At 65.8% G+C, this 15,337-nt stretch carries 15 protein-coding genes; 2 read left to right on the top strand and 13 right to left on the bottom strand.

The genetic code is table 11. The features are described 5' to 3' along the window. Positions 1 to 12 precede the first annotated feature (12 nt). Positions 13 to 696 carry a class I SAM-dependent methyltransferase gene (locus tag ACNQS7_RS21915; RefSeq protein WP_418014190.1) on the top strand — a complete coding sequence of 228 codons (684 nt, stop codon included), beginning with the start codon at positions 13 to 15 and terminating at the stop codon, positions 694 to 696. Here ACNQS7_RS21915 and ACNQS7_RS21910 read toward each other — a convergent pair. From ACNQS7_RS21910 to ACNQS7_RS21855, 12 genes are all read right to left on the bottom strand, one after another. After that, positions 690 to 4,253 (bottom strand): PPE family protein, encoded by a 3,564-nt coding sequence (locus ACNQS7_RS21910; RefSeq protein WP_418014189.1) that lies wholly within the window; start codon positions 4,251 to 4,253, stop codon positions 690 to 692. The genes ACNQS7_RS21915 and ACNQS7_RS21910 overlap by 7 nt on opposite strands. Before the next feature lie 183 nt (positions 4,254 to 4,436). Continuing rightward, the gene (gene egtE / locus ACNQS7_RS21905) at positions 4,437 to 5,546 is read right to left on the bottom strand and encodes an ergothioneine biosynthesis PLP-dependent enzyme EgtE (protein WP_418014188.1); all 1,110 of its coding nucleotides are present in this window, start codon (positions 5,544 to 5,546) and stop codon (positions 4,437 to 4,439) included. Then, positions 5,543 to 6,508: an L-histidine N(alpha)-methyltransferase gene (gene egtD / locus ACNQS7_RS21900; RefSeq protein ID WP_418014187.1), complete on the bottom strand. Its 966-nt coding sequence runs from the start codon at positions 6,506 to 6,508 to the stop codon at positions 5,543 to 5,545. The genes egtE and egtD overlap by 4 nt, the downstream gene beginning before the upstream one ends. Beyond that, entirely contained in the window at positions 6,508 to 7,215 is a 708-nt protein-coding gene (egtC, locus tag ACNQS7_RS21895) for an ergothioneine biosynthesis protein EgtC (protein WP_418014186.1), read from the bottom strand. Before egtC ends, egtD begins: the two co-directional genes overlap by 1 nt. Further along, positions 7,215 to 8,486: an ergothioneine biosynthesis protein EgtB gene (egtB, locus tag ACNQS7_RS21890; protein WP_418014185.1), complete on the bottom strand. Its 1,272-nt coding sequence runs from the start codon at positions 8,484 to 8,486 to the stop codon at positions 7,215 to 7,217. Before egtB ends, egtC begins: the two co-directional genes overlap by 1 nt. Beyond that, on the bottom strand, positions 8,483 to 9,778 hold the full coding sequence (egtA, locus tag ACNQS7_RS21885; RefSeq protein WP_418014184.1) for an ergothioneine biosynthesis glutamate--cysteine ligase EgtA: 1,296 nt from the start codon (positions 9,776 to 9,778) through the stop codon (positions 8,483 to 8,485). The genes egtB and egtA overlap by 4 nt, the downstream gene beginning before the upstream one ends. Before the next feature lie 137 nt (positions 9,779 to 9,915). Next, complete coding sequence (locus tag ACNQS7_RS21880; RefSeq protein ID WP_418014183.1) at positions 9,916 to 10,554, bottom strand: sensor domain-containing protein; 639 nt, start codon at positions 10,552 to 10,554, stop codon at positions 9,916 to 9,918. A gap of 5 nt (positions 10,555 to 10,559) precedes the next feature. After that, a complete protein-coding gene (locus ACNQS7_RS21875) occupies positions 10,560 to 10,988 on the bottom strand; it encodes an organic hydroperoxide resistance protein (RefSeq protein ID WP_418014182.1) in 429 nt (142 codons plus the stop codon). A 28-nt stretch (positions 10,989 to 11,016) separates the two neighbouring features. Beyond that, positions 11,017 to 12,465, bottom strand: a complete 1,449-nt coding sequence (locus ACNQS7_RS21870; RefSeq protein WP_055581360.1) for a catalase — start codon at positions 12,463 to 12,465, stop codon at positions 11,017 to 11,019. A gap of 95 nt (positions 12,466 to 12,560) precedes the next feature. Next, positions 12,561 to 12,974, bottom strand: a complete 414-nt coding sequence (locus tag ACNQS7_RS21865) for a hypothetical protein (protein ID WP_418014181.1) — start codon at positions 12,972 to 12,974, stop codon at positions 12,561 to 12,563. A 115-nt stretch (positions 12,975 to 13,089) separates the two neighbouring features. After that, the gene (locus ACNQS7_RS21860) at positions 13,090 to 13,467 is read right to left on the bottom strand and encodes a hypothetical protein (protein WP_418016089.1); all 378 of its coding nucleotides are present in this window, start codon (positions 13,465 to 13,467) and stop codon (positions 13,090 to 13,092) included. 69 nt (positions 13,468 to 13,536) lie between these two features. After that, complete coding sequence (locus ACNQS7_RS21855) at positions 13,537 to 13,710, bottom strand: hypothetical protein (RefSeq protein WP_418014180.1); 174 nt, start codon at positions 13,708 to 13,710, stop codon at positions 13,537 to 13,539. Between the two features lie 243 nt (positions 13,711 to 13,953). Here ACNQS7_RS21855 and ACNQS7_RS21850 point away from each other — a divergent pair, with 243 nt between their 5' ends. Then, the gene (locus tag ACNQS7_RS21850) at positions 13,954 to 14,202 is read left to right on the top strand and encodes a hypothetical protein (RefSeq protein ID WP_418014179.1); all 249 of its coding nucleotides are present in this window, start codon (positions 13,954 to 13,956) and stop codon (positions 14,200 to 14,202) included. Here the strand turns inward: ACNQS7_RS21850 and ACNQS7_RS21845 are convergent. Beyond that, positions 14,199 to 15,332: a DUF4185 domain-containing protein gene (locus ACNQS7_RS21845; protein WP_418014178.1), complete on the bottom strand. Its 1,134-nt coding sequence runs from the start codon at positions 15,330 to 15,332 to the stop codon at positions 14,199 to 14,201. The genes ACNQS7_RS21850 and ACNQS7_RS21845 overlap by 4 nt on opposite strands. Between the last annotated feature and the right edge of the window lie 5 nt (positions 15,333 to 15,337).

Genomic DNA, 15,337 nt, shown 5'->3' with positions numbered 1-15,337 from the left:
ACGTTGGGAGCCATGACGGATCAGGTGATGGACTGGGACGACGCCTACCAGGAGAAGGTCTTCCAGGCGCCGCCACCGTGGAACATCGGTGAACCGCAGCCTGACCTTGCCGCGCTGATCGCCGCCGGAAAGGTCCGCGGTGACGTGCTGGACGCCGGATGCGGGGTCGCGGAGTTGTCACTCGCGCTGGCGGCCGCTGGTTATACCGTTGTGGGTATTGACAATTCGCCTACCGCGATTGCTGAGGCGACGAGAGCCGCGCGCGAGCGCGGGCTCACCACGGCCACTTTTGCCGTGGCCGACATCACGAAGTTCTCCGGTTATGACGGCCGATTCGGAACGGTGATCGACAGCACGCTGTTTCATTCACTGCCGGTCGAGGACCGCGACGCCTACCTACAGGCGATTCACCGGGCTGCCGCACCCGGCGCCGGCTACTTCGCCCTGGTGTTCGCCAAAGGCGCTTTCCCGGCCGAGGCCCCGTACCGGCCCAACGAGGTCGACGAGCAGGAACTACGTTCCGCCGTAAGCAAATACTGGGAGATTGACGAAATTCGGCCCGCGGCGATACATGGGAACATACCGCAGCTGCCGGACATCCCTGAGCTTCCGGAAGGGTCCCCGCACCGCATCGACGACAAGGGCCGCGTGATGATGCCCGCCTATCTGCTGAGCGCGCACAAGGCGGATCAGTAGTTCTGCAGGAAGATCCCGGCCAGGTTCGAACCGATGCTCTGCAGGCCGGACACGAAGCTGCTGACGTTGGCCGGCAGGGTACCGATGTTTCCGATACCCGACACTCCGCTGCCCAGGACCGAAAGACCTGAGGAACCTTCGCCGAACACGTTGTAGCCCGAAGCGCCGATGAGTCCCAACGGGTTTCCGCTGAAGAACCCGGACACCCCGCTGCCGTTGTTGAAGAATCCCGAGCTGTTGCCGGCACCGGTGTTGAAGAAGCCCGACGTCGTGAAGATGTTGTCGGTGGTGTTGCCGTAGCCCGGCGTCGGCGGGATCTGGAACTCGAACAGCTTCTGGCTCGGCAGGTGGATGCTCGGAATGTAGATGTCCGGCAGGTTGAAGGCGCCGATACCGAGCGGCGGAATGACCAGCGGCGGCGTGACGAAGCCCGGGAAGTCGATCTGCGGCAGGATGAACTCGCCGATGGCGATATTGGGAATCCCGATCGATGGCAGGTCGAACGCGGAGGCGATGACCTGGGGCAGGTTGAACGCACCCAGCGCGATCGGCGGAATCCCGATCTCGGGCAGCGAGAACGCCTCCGAAGTGAGTTGCGGAAGCAGGAAGTCGCCAATGGAGATCGGCGGGATCGTCAACGCCGGAGTGGAGAACTCGGGCCAGCTGATCGGCGGCAGCACGATCTCGCCGAGGTCGATCGGCGGAATGGTCAGCGGCGGGGTGGTGAATTCCGGCCAGCTGACCTGCGGCAGATCGAAGGAGCCGAGATTTATCGGCGGAATGGTCAACGCCGGCGTCGAGAACTGCGGCCAACCCACCTGCGGCAGATCGAAGTCTCCGAGATTTATCGGCGGAATGGTCAACGCCGGCGTCGAGAACTGCGGCCAACCCACCTGCGGCAGATCGAAGTCCCCGAGCTGAATCTGCGGAATGGTCAACGCCGGCGTCGAGAACTGCGGCCAACCCACCTGCGGCAGATCGAAGTCCCCGAGCTGAATCTGCGGAATGGTCAACGCCGGCGTCGAGAACTGCGGCCAACCGATCTGCGGCAGCGTGAAGCCGCTGAACTGCACTGGGTTGAAAGTGATGGACGGGATGTTGAAACCGGAGAGCCCGATCGACGGAATGATGTAGTTGCCACCGGCATTGCTGATGTTGAGAGTCGGCAGCGTCATCGCACCGATCTGGATGCTGGGGAAGCTGAATTGCTCGATGTAGCCCTGCGTCGTGAAGCCCAGCGAAATCGCATTGATATTGAAGCTACCGAGGTCAATTCGGTAGGTGGGGGCCGCGATGAAGCTCGTGTCCAGGGTAATGAGCGTCTGGTTTCCGCCTGGGACGGAGATGTTCGGGAACTGTATACGCGGGATATTGATCTGCGGAACGGTGACCGAAGGCAGGTTCCAGCCCGTGACAGTTACGGTCGGCGTCTGGAAGGGCGGAATGATTACCTGCGGTAGATTTATCGGTGGTACCGCTATGGGCGGCGTAGTGACGGACGGCAGGTTAAACCCTCCCACCGTAAGCGCCGGCGACTGGTAGGCCGGAACCGTTACCGCGGGTATACCGATCTGGGGCAGACCAAAGCTACCGATATTGATATTCGCGGGCGTCGTGTACGCCGGAATAGTGATCGACGGAATACCGATCTGCGGCAGGGCGAAATTACCGATGTTAATATTCGCCGGCGTCGTGTACGCCGGAATAGTGATCGACGGAATACCGATCTCCGGCAGCCCGAAACTACCGATATTAATATTCGCCGGCGTCGTGTACGCCGGAATAGTGATCGCCGGAATACCGATCTCCGGCAGCCCGAAACTACCGATATTGATATTCGCCGGCGTCGTGTACGCCGGAATAGTGATCGCCGGAATGCCGATCTGCGGCAGGGCGAAACTGCCGATCGTGATGGTCGACGGCGTCGTGTACGCCGGAATGGTGATCGCCGGGATACCGATCGCCGGCGTCTCGAACGCACTCAGCGCGGCGATCGGTGACAGGAAGCCGCCGATGTTGATCGGCGGGACGGTGATCTCCGGCAGGCTGAACGCGGAGACCAGGACACTCTCGGGCGAGGTGAAGGGTCCGATGTTGATCGGCGGAATGTTGATCGTCGGCAGGTCGAACGGGAGGATGCGGATGTCCGACGGCGTCGTGAACGGCGGGATGGTGATGGGCGGGATGCTGATCTGCGGGGTGTTGAAGGCGCCGACCAGGATCTGCGAGATGTCGATCGGTGGAAGCTGGATGTCCGGGGTGGTGATGGCGACGACGACGCCGCCCTGTTGGTCACCGGTCCAGCCGATGCCGTTGTTCATGTTTCCGGTGTTGAGGGCACCGGTGTTGAAATTGCCCCAGTTGGAATAACCGGTATTGGTGTTGCCGATGTTGAAGCTGCCGGTGTTGTAGGAACCGGGGTTGACGTCGCCGGTGTTGAAGCTGCCGACATTATAGGTACCCGTATTGGCGAAGCCCGCGTTGAAGGCTCCCGTATTAAATGTGCCCGGGTTGAATAGGCCGGTGTTGACCGTACCCGAGTTTCCGATACCCGTGTTGAAGCTGCCCGAGTTGAAGAGTCCGTAGTTTCCGTGGCCCGAGTTGAAGAAGCCGATGTTTCCGGTGCCGGAGTTGAACAACCCGACGTTACCGCTGCCGGAATTGAGGTTGATTCCGAATTGGTTGTCGCCGGTCAGCCCAATACCGATGTTGTTATTGCCGGTATTGCCGAAACCGATGTTGAAGTTACCGCTGTTGGCAAGACCCTTATTGCCGATGCCGAAGTTTCCGAGACCGATGTTAGACGTTCCCAGGTTGCCGAAGCCGATGCTGAAATTGCCGATGTTCGCATCGCCCAGGTTGGAAATGCCGAAGTTGCCACTGCCGATGTTGCCACTGCCGACGTTGCCGAAGCCGAAGTTGCTGGCACCGACATTCGCCCACCCGAGCGTGAGTTGCAGCGTCTCCCCGGCGGCGCTCGGAAGTCCGGCGGCAGCCGCGGGCCCGGCGGCCAGCTGGGCCGGCAGACCGGCAAGGGCTTTCAGCGGCTCGGCGAACGGGGCGAGCGCGGCGGCCGCGGCAGAGGCACCGCTGTAGTAGCCGACCATCGCGGCCACATCCTGGGCCCACATCTCCTCGTAGACGGCTTCGGCCGCCGCGATGGCCGGTGCATTCTGTCCGAACAGGTTCGAGAGCACCAGTCGCACGAAGCCGGAACGGTTCGCCTGGACCGCAATCGGATGGACCGCCGCCGCCACCGCCGACTCGAATACCCCGACCACCGCCTTGGCCTGAACCGCCGCACCCGCAGCCTGCGTAGCCGCTGAATTCAACCAACCCGCGTACGGGAGCGCCGCCGTGGCCATCGCCGCAGCCGCCGGCCCCTGCCACGCCTGACTGGTCAGGCCGGCGGTGACCGACGTGAAAGATTCTGCAGCCGAATTCAATTCAGCGGCAAGGCCGTCCCAGGCCAACGCCGCATCCAGCAGCGGGCCGGGACCGGCGCCCGTGAAAAGCCGAAGCGAGTTGATCTCAGGTGGCAGCACTGAAAAATTCATCGGCGGAAGCACCCCTCATCACTGGATCGATCGCCAAGCGGCGAATCGCGCGAGCGTTAGGAAGCCCACCCCTAACGACCCGTTTGCATTCGAAGGCAGAAGTTACTCCACACATGACCAATATGCACGCGGTTCGTACGAAAAATTTTGTGTTACAGGCGGAGCAATGTCTCCGGTATGAGCTCAGGTCGAAGCGGTAGCAGCCGTCGCCTCGATAAGCGCTTCGGCGAAAGTTTCCAGGTCTTCCGCTGCCGTGTCAATATGCGGAGAGATCCGCAGCACCGGGCCGGTCAACTCCATCGGGGCACGTTGCACTCCCGCGTAGGTGGTCAGGATGCGGCGCTCGGCAAGCAACCACTCCCGCACCTCGTTCGGGTCGGCGCCCTCGGTGGGCGCCAAAGTGGTTATGGCGCTTGGCTCTTCGACCTCTTCGACCACCACCCAGCCGTCAACGTCGGCCAGCAGCCTGCGGGCGATGCCGCCCAACTCGGCCAGGCGCGCCCGGATCCGCTCCGGGCCGCACGCCAGATACTCGCCCACCGCTACCGAAAAGCCCACTCGCGCCGCCACATTCGCCTCACCGAAACCCAGTGGTACCCGCGGGATCAGCTGCTCCATCAGCTCGGGCCGCAACGCCAGCACCCCCACGCCCCGGGGCCCTGCCATCCATTTCCGCGACGACGAATACGTGGCGTCGGCTCCCACCGCGCAGTCGATCTGCCCCAGCGCCTGCGCGGCGTCCACCACCAACGGCACGCCGAGCTCGCGGCAGAGCTCGGCCATCATCGCCAGCGGCTGCACGGTGCCCCGGTGGCTGGCCACCGGTGTCAGGTGAACCAGGTCGGGCGGGTTGTCTTCCAGCTGGTACGCCGCATCGTCGATCGCCAGCCGGCCGTCGTCGAGGGCAGGAAGCTGCCGCACCTCGAATCCGTGCGCCTCCATCAACGCCAGGTTGGGCCCATACTCGCCGGGCAGGCAGGCCAACGTGCGCCTGTCCCGCGGCCAACTGCTCAACAACACGTCCAGCGCATTCAACGAGCCGGTGGTGTAAACCACCTCGGCATCGAGCAGGCCGCAGAGCTTCGCGACTGCCGCACGCCCCGCGTCCAGCACCGTGGCCGCCGCCTCGGCCGCCACGTATCCGCCGACCTCGGATTCGTGCAGCGCATGCTGGGCCGCGGCGTCGAGTGCCGCCAGGCTCTGTCGCGAGCAGGCCGCGTTATCCAGATGCAGCCCGGCAGCGGGCGGCCGGGACTGGCGCCACTGCTGGGCCAGCTGTTCTGGATGGCTCACTTGGCGGCCAGCGACAGGCCGAAATCACCCGCCTCGTCGGTCCACCAACGGATCCTCCGCAAACCTGCGGCGGACAGCTCGTCGCCCACCGCGTCCGGGCGGAACTTGCACGAGACCTCGGTAATCATTTCCTCGCCGGCGCCGAAGTCGACGGTCAGGTCCAGCGCGTCGACACGTACCCGCTGGGGACGGGTGGAGCGCAGCCACATTTCGATGCGCTCCTCGTCGCTGTTCCAGCGTGCTACGTGTTCGAACGAGTCGACGTCGAAATCCGCGTCGAGTTGCCGGTTGATCACCGCAAGCACGTTGAGGTTGAACCGCGCCGTCACGCCGGCCGCGTCGTCGTAGGCCCGTACCAGCCGGCCGGTGTCCTTCACCAGGTCGGTACCCAGCAGCAAACTGTCCCCGGGCTGCATCACCGCGGACAGCGAGGCGAGGAAGTCGGCGCGAGGCTCCGGCGTCAGATTCCCGATCGTCGAGCCCAGAAACACGAACAGCCGCCGCCCACCACTGGGTATTTCGGCCAGGTGCTCCTCGAAATCACCACAGACCGCGCTGATTTCGACACCTGGATACTCGTCCTGGATGGCACGGGCGGCTGCCGACAATACGCTGGCATCGACGTCGAACGGTACGAAGCTGCGCAACGACGCACGGTCGCGCAGTGCATCGAGCAGCAACCGGGTCTTTTCGGATGTCCCGCTGCCCAGCTCGACCAGGGTGTCGGCCTGGCTTGCCGCGGCGATCTCGGCGGAGCGGGCACGCAGGATCTCGGCCTCGGCGCGCGTCGGGTAGTACTCCGGCAGCCTGGTGATCTGGTCGAACAGGTCGCTGCCGGCCGCATCATAAAACCACTTGGGCGGCAACGATTTGGGCTGCTGTTGCAGGCCCACGAAGACGTCGCGGCGCAGTGCGTGCAACGCGGAGTCCTCGGCCAGATGGTTGGACAGCGTGAGCGTCATCAGGATCCTTTCGAGCGGTTCAACGCAGTCAACTCGACGCGATCGCCGGTGACTTCCACCAAGTGCCGGTCGGGTATGTCTTCCCAGTCCGGGTCGTCGTCGTAGGGTTCGCTGGCCAGCACCACGCCGTCAGCACGGCGCAGGATCGACAAGGTGTCCCCCCACGCCGTGGCAACCAGCCGAGAACCGTTGGCGGCCATGATGTTCAGCCGGGCCAGCGGATCGGCGGCACCCACCTCGACGATGGTGTCGCCCAATGCGTCCAACCCACGAGCGAAGATGGTGGCGGCCAGAACCGCACTGTCACAGACTGATTCGGCCGTGGCAGTGAGTGGTAAAACGGCACGGTCGACAACGCCGTTGTGCGACAACAACCACCCCCCGTCGGTGAACGGCGCGGTGGCGCTGGCTTCGAGCGGCATGCCCACGGTCGCGGAGCGCACCGCGGCGACCACGCAATGACTCCGCAACACCGGCGCAACCGACTCGAACGAGACGTCACCCCACAGCGGCGCGGGGCTGCGCCAGCGTCGCGGCGCGGGGTCCGGGCAGTCGTCAAAGAAGCCGACGCCCCAGCCGTCGGCGTTCATCAGGCCGTGCTTCTGCCGGCGCGGGGCGTATGACTGCACCCGCAGACCCTGCGGTGGGTCCAGGACCAGTGAGGAGACGCTGACCGGTGCACCGAGCCAGCCCAGATGACGACACATCAGGCGTCCCAGGCCAACCGGACACCCGAGAAGATCTGCCGACGATAGGGATGGTCCCAATTGCGGAAGCTGGGACGCAGGATGGACTGTTCGACCGCCCATGAGCCGCCGCGCAGCACCCGGTAGTCGCCGTCGAAGAAGGGCTGGGAGTAGCGCTCGTAGATCATCGGCACGAATCCCGGCCAGGGACGCAGCGGCGAGCTGGTCCATTCCCATACGTCGCCCAGCAGCTGCTCGACGCCGTACGCCGACGCGCCGGCCGGGTATGCGCCGACGGGCGCGGGCCGCAGCGCGGTGCCACCCAGATTGGCGCGCTCGGGCGTCGGCGGCTGGTCGCCCCAGGGGTAGCGCCTGCGGGAGTTGGCCGCCGGATCCCAGGCGCACGCCTTCTCCCACTCCACTTCGGTGGGCAGCCGGGCGCCCGCCCAGGCGGCGTAAGCCTCGGCCTCGAAATAGGAGACGTGCTGCACCGGCTCGTCGCCGGGGATGTCCTCGATGTACCCGAACCGGGCGCGGGTGCCGGCGTTCCAGAACTGCGGGCCGTTCAGGCCGGCCTGCTGTCGATGCTGCCACCCGCGTTCGGACCACCACCGCGGCTGCGCGTAACCCCCGTCGTCGATGAAGTCGCGCCATTCGGCGTTGGTGACGGGTACCCGTCCGATCCGGAAGCTGGGCACCTCAATGGTGTGGGCAGGCCGCTCGTTGTCCAGCGAGTAGGGCTCGGTGGCGGCGTCGACGCCCAGAACGAACGGCCCGCCGGGCACCAGCACCGACGTTCCTGCCAGGTCGGGCCGTCCGGCGGGGACCTCCGAGGTCTCCTGTAACAGCGGCGCGCCGGTACGCAGGTTCAATGCCTGAAGCATGGTCTCGCCGTGCTGATTTTCGTGGCTGATGACCAGTCCGAACTGGAAGTCTCCCGCGTCCGCCGGCAGAGCGTCCAACGCGTCCAGTGCGGCATCGCGGACCGTGCGGCAGAACGACCGCGCCTGGGCCGGCGACAGCAGCGGAAGGTCCACTCGGCTGGCGCGCGAGTGCACGAACGCGTCGTAGAGTCCTTCGATCTCCGGAGGCAGCATGCCCGGCCGATCCGGGTTGCCGCCGCGCAGCAACCACAGGTCTTCCTGTTGACCGATATGCGCCAGGTCCCACACGAGTGGGCTCATCAGCGGGTCGTACTGCCGGCGAAGTTCGTCGTCGTCGAAATCCACCAGCCGCAACGTCCGCGCGCGGGCCCGCTCCAGATCGCCGGCCAACTGCTCTCGTGCTGTCACTGCTCCCCTTGCGCCGCGCGGGCGGCCTGCGCGACCGTGGCGGCGATTCCATGTTCGATGACGCGGTCGGAGAAGTCGTCGGCCGGACATCGCCCGGTTTCGACGTTGAGCATCAATTGCTGCATCGTGTCGGCGAGTTCGGCCGGAGCCCGCTCGGCGGCGATGGACAGGCACCGGTTGGCGGCCGCGTACAGCCGCCGATCGCGCAGTCCCAGCCGCGCTGCGGTGTCCCAGGAGGTGGCGACCGGTTCGACGGCCTCGGCGGCCAGGTCAGCGGCGGCCGGATCGTCGAGCAGGGTCGTCAGCGTGAAGACCAGCGCGGGCCAGACCGCGTCGGGAACGCTGTCGAGGTAGCGGATCTCCAACCACTGCCTCGGCCGCACCGGAGGGAACAGCGTGGTCAGGTGATATTCCAGGTCGGCGATGGTGGGGTGGCGGTCGCCGAGCAGCACCCGGCCATCCACCCAGTCGGTGAACGGCACGTAATACGTGACCGCCGTCGCGTCCGGAGCATGGACCATCATCACGGGCGCCTTCAGCGCGTACCGGGCCCAGTCGGTGCCGGGATCGTCCCCGCTGACGCCCAGCACGGGGCCGCAGCGCGCGGAGTCCATCTGGCCCCACACCCACTGCCGGGTGGACTGCCAACCGGAGAACTCGCCGGCCAGCATCGGGGAGTTGGCCGCGATGGCGATCATCGTCGGACCCAGCGCGTGCGCCAGGCGCACGCGATCGGCCCAGCCCGCCTGCGGTCCGGCGTCCAGGTTGAGCTGGATCGACGCCGTCGAAGTCATCATCGCCGCGCCGGCCGCTCCACTGTCGCTGGCGGCGAAGAACTGTTCCATGGCGCGATACCGGGCACCCGGGTTGATCCGCTCCGGCGACCGCAGCGGGTCGGCGCCCAAGAAGACCAAACCCAGACCAGCCTCGGCCAGCGCGCTCCTCAGCACTGCCTGGTCGCGGGCCATCGCATCGATAGCGGGCAGCACGCCGTCGGCGGGCGGACCCGAGAGTTCGACGGCGCCGCCCGGCTCCACGGTGACGGCGCTGCCGCCCGGGAGCGGTTTGAGCCACTTCAGCACGGCGCTGATCTCGTCCCAGCTCGGCCGGCGCAGCGGATCGGCCGGATCGAAGCAGTGCGCTTCCAGTTCCAGACCCACGCGTCCCACCGGTCCATCGACAAGACAGCCTTCGGAGATGTGCTCCGCGACGGCGGCCGAGCTGGTCAGCTCGGCGTTGGCCACATCGATGTCGTCCAGCTGCGGACCCGCGGTAGCGGCGATGCGCGTCATTTCACGATCCCTCCGGGGCAGCTGGATGCGCAGCTATCGAAACGATAACCACCACCACTTCATCTTCCAGAGAGCACCGACATATTCCCGACCTTTTCAGCTGCACGAGGGAGATGGATACCCAATTCTCGCCTCGGCTACTGGCCCAGCGCGTTCTGCATCGCCCCGGCCAACACGTTGACTGCCGGGCCGGCGTTGCCAGATTGGCAGACCTTGGCCTGGAGCAACACGTTTTCACGCAGCCGGGTTTGAACGAAGCACCGGCGATCGGTTCCCGCCTCCTGCTTGGTCCAATTCGCGTCGGTGGCCCCGGCCGGGCCGCCGGAGAACGACCACACCTGGGTGGTGCCGTTGTCGAGATGCATCGCGGTGGTCTGACCCGAGCAGCCCACCGTGCGATCGACGACGCGGTGGAAAGCCCGGTCGGCCGCGCCGTTGGTGGCGAAGACTCCGACCGCCTGCTTGACGAGGTGATTCTGGTCGCTGGCCGACGTCTGCGCGGTGGCCCCGTTGAACGCTGCCAGGTCGGGGTCGTTGTACACCTCGGGCAGTCCGATCTCCGCCCAGTTGTTACAGACCGGCAGATCCACCGAGTAGGCCTGGAACGGCTCGGTGAACACTGCTTCCCACCCCATCGGGGCGCCGACGATGTTGCCGACCGATCCTTTGCCGAGCACGGCGTAGGACACCACTCCCGGTTCCGACGGATGGGCCGCAGCGCTGGCCGCGCCGCCGATGGCCAGGCCGATGCCCACCGCTGTGACGGCAAGCCGCATCCGGCTTAGACCCGGGCCGAGACGGTGACGTCGACGTTGCCCTTGGTGGCCTTGGAGTACGGGCACACCTGGTGGGCCTGGTGGACCAGGTCGTCGGCCGTGCCCTGCTCGAGCCCCGGCAGGTGGCCGACGATCGCGCCGGTGAGCCCGAACCCTCCGTCGGAGTCCTTGCCGAACCCGATCTCGACCGTGACGTCGGTGGCGTCATCGAGCTTGACCTTCGCCTTGCCCGCCACCAACCTCAGCGCACCCAGGAAACAGGCGGCGTAGCCGGCGGCGAACAACTGCTCGGGGTTGGTGCCCTCGCCGTTGCCACCCATCGCCTTCGGTGGGCGGGTGTCCAGGTCGACGCGACCGTCGTCCGACTTGACGTGGCCGTCGCGGCCGCCGCCCGTCGCCGTGGCTGCCGTGGTGTAAACGACTTCGATGCTCATGGGCTCGATCATGCCAGCCGCGACCGTGTCAGCCGAGGTTCGCCCGGACCCCCTCTTCGACCTTCTTACCCAGATCGGGGTCCACATTGCGCCAGTACTCGAAGACCCGGGACAGCACCGGCTCCTTCACACCCTTGGACACATGTCCAATGATGTTGTGAGCCAACCTATCCCGCGCTTCGTCGTCGAGAACCTCGCGGACCAGCGTGCCGGCCTGGCTCCAGTCGTCATCGTCGGGACGCAACGTGTAGGCCGCACGGATCATTTCGCCGTCGGCCTGCCAGCGCACCTCGGCAGCACGCGCCGGATCTGCGTGCGGGCCGCCGAAAGAGTTGGGCGCGTACACCGGATCGGTCGCGTTCTTGATCCGCATGGCCCCGTCTTTGGAGTAGCTGTTGACCTCCACCTTCGGCGTATTGACCGGAATCTGTTTGTAATTCGTGCCGAGCCGGGCCCGGTGTGCATCGGAGTAGGAGAAGCCGCGCGCGAGCAACATCTTGTCGGGGCTCAGGCCGGTGCCGGGGACGATGTTGTTCGGTTCGAAGGCCGCCTGCTCGATTTCGGTGTGATAGTCGGTGACGTTGCGAGTCAGCGTCAGCTTGCCGACGTCGATCAGCGGGTAGTCGCCGTGCGGCCACACCTTGGTGAGGTCAAAGGGGTTGTAGCGGTATGTCTTTGCCTCCTCGAACGGCATGATCTGCATCTTGAGCGTCCAACTCGGGAAGTCGCCGCCTTCGATGGTTTCGTACAGATCGCGCTGGTGGTAGTCGCCGTCCTCGCCGGCCAACCGGTCGGCGTCCTCCTGGGTCAGGTAATCGACCCCCTGGTCGCTGATGAAGTGGTACTTCACCCAGAAGATCTCGCCGGCGGCGTTGATCCAGCTGTAGGTGTGGCTGCTGTAGCCGTTCATGTGGCGCCAGGTCTTGGGGATCCCGCGGTCGCCCATCAGCCAGGTCACCTGGTGCGCCGATTCCGGCACCAGAGTCCAGAAGTCCCACTGCATCGTGTGGTCGCGCAGATTGGTTGCCTGCATCCGCTTTTGGGAGCGGATGAAGTGCTGGAACTTCATCGGATCGCGGATGAAGAACACCGGCGTGTTGTTGCCGACCATGTCGAAGTTGCCCTCCGACGTGTAGAACTTCAGCGCGAAGCCCCGCGGGTCGCGCCAGGTGTCTGGGCTGCCCCGCTCGCCCGCCACCGTGGAGAACCTGATCAGGGTGTCGGTCTTGGTGCCAGGCTGAAACACCGCTGCCCTGGTGTACTTGCTGACGTCATTAGTGACCTCGAAGTGGCCGAAGGCGCCGCCGCCCTTGGCATGCGGTTGGCGCTCCGGGATGCGTTCCCGGTTGAACTGCGCCATCTGCTCAATGAGGTAGTGGTCCTGCAGCAGAATCGGGCCGTCGGGACCCAGGGTCAGCGACTGCTCGTCGCTCGGGGCGGGGCTGCCGCCGTCTGTGGTGGTGTAGCGTTCCGTCATTTTTCGCAATCTCCTCTACCTGAACAGTCGAAAAACCAAGCGTCTGCGGAAAACTCGATTCACTCGCTGGTTCCCCGCTACGCGCCGAGGCGAAACTAGGGACGACTGGGCGCGGTGCTGGGCGCCGGCGGTGCGGAGGTAGGCGTTTGACCGGGGCTCGCACCGGGTGCGCCGGGACCACCCGGACCGCCGGGGAAGCCTGGGGCCATCCCCGGTGGCGGCGGGCCACCCGGGTACCGGAACTGCCAGCCAGGACCGCCATATCCGCCGGGACCGTCGGGGTGGAACATGCCATGGTGGTGGTGACGGTGGTAGTAGCCATGTCCGCCGCCGAAGATCATGGCAGCGGTGAACAGCAGGGTGGATGCGATGAATACGATCCCCGCGACGATCACTACCCAGGCGGCGACCACGTAAAGGCGCGGCGGCTTCTCCCGGTACACCGGTCTGGGCGGCGGCGCGGTGTCGACCGAAGCCGGTCGGGCTGTGGGTTCGGGTGTATCACTCATACCTTCGAATATGGTCCAGCCCAGCAGCAGCGTAAAGGGGCGCGGTCACAAAGTTGCCGTGAATTGATGAAGCCCGGCGCTCGCGGTTGAGCGCCGGGCTGTCAGTGGAGTGCGTTCAGCGACCAGGTGTGGGTGAAGGCGTGACGGACGGGCTGACCGAGGACGGAATCTGGGCAGGTCCGCCAGGTCCGGTGCCCGGGCCGACCTGCTGCTGGCCACCATTGGTCGGGAATCCCGAGCGGTGCATCATCGCCGGGTGGTGCTTGTGGTGCCGGTGGTGTCCCCCGCCGTGCCCGGCGGCCAGGCCCAGCCGGAACCCGGTGAAGAAGATGACCGAGACGATGAAGACGATCCCGGCGACGATGGCCACCCACGCCGCGGCCTTGAAGACCTTGGGTGTCCGGTGTTCAACCCGCTCAGCGGGCGGTGGGGGTGCTACTGCGGTCGAAGTCCGCGCAGTGGGGGTGTCAGAAATTTCGCTCATGCCACGAATGATCAGTGCCGAACAGTAGTGACCGCTATGCGCCGGTTATGTACCAGCTGTGAGCATCGAAACCACGTCTCACCTGGCCGAACCCGGAAAGCTGGACAGCGCCTTGGCCGCGACGGCACCGTCTCGCCACGACGATGGATGCCGGCGGATCGCCGCGTCAACCTCGACTGCCCGCCGTCGTGCGGCACGCCACCTGTGATGAGACTGCAGGGGGATGACGTTCGTCTCCGGAGTTACCGCCATGGTTCTGATCCCTTCGCAGGTGTTGCACTTCCATTCGAACAAGCAGTGGGGCGAGCCGATAGGGACCGAAGTCCTCACTGTCACTGAAACGAAATCTCTTCTCGACATTCAGGCAATCAGGAGACAATCGGCCTGATTGACGGGTTCTACCTGCGGGTATAGCCCGATATGTACGCCGCGAAATTGCACACGCGCCAGTCCCCTGCCACACACCATTTCCGGACGCTCGCAGCTGCCGCGGGAATGAGCGTGGCAGCGTGGTGCGGCACCGGGATCGCCCACGCGGACGACAACCACGAGCGTGAAGCCTGCGCGCTGATGGATGACAGCGCCACCGCCGTCCATCTCGGATACGGCGAATCGACCCTGCAGTACGCATATGCGGTGCTCTCCACCAAGATGCCGGCTGACGCCGCGGCGCACGTCCTGTACACGGCAACTCGCAACCAGTGCCCCAACCACGCGGCCGACCTGCCGCCCGGCTGGCGCTAGCCCTTGAAGGGATTGACCGCGTACTGAATCACCCGGTAAGGGGCCTCCCGGCGCGCGTCGGTGTCCCACTGGCTGACGAAGATCCGCAGTTCATCGAGGGTGGAACCGGGTGAGATGTAGCCGCCGTAGGGCTGCGAGAGCCGGTTGTCGTACGGCGGCGGGAGACTTTCGGGCGGATCGGGCCATTCGTCGTCGTGTTGGACGACCGTGGTCACCGGGGCCGAACCCAACGCGGTGGGATCGGCGGCCACCCGGACTTCCATATCGCCGGTGGTGGCATTGAAGTACGACAGCACTGTCATGCCGTCGATCTGTTTGATGCTCATCTCGCCGACCAAGTCGGGCCACAGCGGTGTCGGCGTCTTGTTCCACCCGCCGCCCGGCCCGGCCGCCCAGCCCTGCCAGCGGGACCGGTCGGTGAACGCCTCCGGGGTGGCCCGATACAGCACCACCGGCTGGCGGCGCGTGAAGCTGTTGGCCACGATGTACACCCACCCGGTCGGTGAGTCCGGCCGGGGAATCGGGTCGTAGTAACCGCTGATCTGCGTCTGCCGGCCGCCCTGGTAGGGCGCGGTGCGCACCGAACCGGGAACGGTCTCCCAGCCGCCCAGGGCGGGGTCGACCCGGACCAGCCGCGAGTTCAACGGGTCCAGGTTTTTCGTCGTAGCCACCATCAGGTAGTTGCGCCGGTTGATCTGCACCACTCCGGCGGGCAGCTGCGATGCCCCGGGCGGTGTGGGGTCGGCGAGCAACGGTCGGCTGATGCCGGTCACGCCCGTGTAGCGAACGCCGTCGGGGTCGTCGACGGACGCAGTGTCGACCCGTAAGGCCACCGGCGCATACCAGCCGCCGTATCCCACACCCTGCCCGGCGAAGCTGTCGCCGCACACCTGCAGTAGCTGGCTGGGGAATTCGACGAACTCACACAGGTCGGTCGCGCCGATGCCGTAATCGGCGGTGGGCGTTCCGGTGCCGGCCGCCGGACCCATCCGCAACACCTGACCAGGCGCCAGCGGCTGCAGCACCGGCTGCGGGGCCGGGGCCGGCGGGTCGGCGCGCGCGGGCCAAAAGCCTTGCGAGGCAATGCAACACAAAACCAGAGCGCACCGCGCGAGCAGGGCGGAGCGCACCCGTC

Origin of the sequence: Mycobacterium sp. 23, assembly GCF_048287075.1 — a bacterium.
Lineage (GTDB): Bacteria > Actinomycetota > Actinomycetes > Mycobacteriales > Mycobacteriaceae > Mycobacterium > Mycobacterium gordonae_B.
The sequence above is the reverse complement of the archived record's forward strand: the minus strand, read 5'-3'. Positions and strand labels throughout refer to the sequence as shown.

Bases quoted from the DNA above. Each gene is read 5' to 3' on its own strand.
- ACNQS7_RS21865 (WP_418014181.1), bottom strand. From the start codon at position 12,974: ATGAGTGATACACCCGAACCCACAGCCCGACCGGCTTCGGTCGACACC.
- ACNQS7_RS21880 (WP_418014183.1), bottom strand. From the start codon at position 10,554: ATGCGGCTTGCCGTCACAGCGGTGGGCATCGGCCTGGCCATCGGCGGC.
- ACNQS7_RS21855 (WP_418014180.1), bottom strand. From the start codon at position 13,710: ATGGCGGTAACTCCGGAGACGAACGTCATCCCCCTGCAGTCTCATCAC.
- egtA (WP_418014184.1), bottom strand. From the start codon at position 9,778: ATGACGCGCATCGCCGCTACCGCGGGTCCGCAGCTGGACGACATCGAT.
- ACNQS7_RS21870 (WP_055581360.1), bottom strand. From the start codon at position 12,465: ATGACGGAACGCTACACCACCACAGACGGCGGCAGCCCCGCCCCGAGC.
- ACNQS7_RS21850 (WP_418014179.1), top strand. From the start codon at position 13,954: ATGAGCGTGGCAGCGTGGTGCGGCACCGGGATCGCCCACGCGGACGAC.
- ACNQS7_RS21915 (WP_418014190.1), top strand. From the start codon at position 13: ATGACGGATCAGGTGATGGACTGGGACGACGCCTACCAGGAGAAGGTC.
- egtD (WP_418014187.1), bottom strand. From the start codon at position 6,508: ATGACGCTCACGCTGTCCAACCATCTGGCCGAGGACTCCGCGTTGCAC.
- ACNQS7_RS21875 (WP_418014182.1), bottom strand. From the start codon at position 10,988: ATGAGCATCGAAGTCGTTTACACCACGGCAGCCACGGCGACGGGCGGC.
- ACNQS7_RS21910 (WP_418014189.1), bottom strand. From the start codon at position 4,253: ATGAATTTTTCAGTGCTGCCACCTGAGATCAACTCGCTTCGGCTTTTC.
- egtC (WP_418014186.1), bottom strand. From the start codon at position 7,215: ATGTGTCGTCATCTGGGCTGGCTCGGTGCACCGGTCAGCGTCTCCTCA.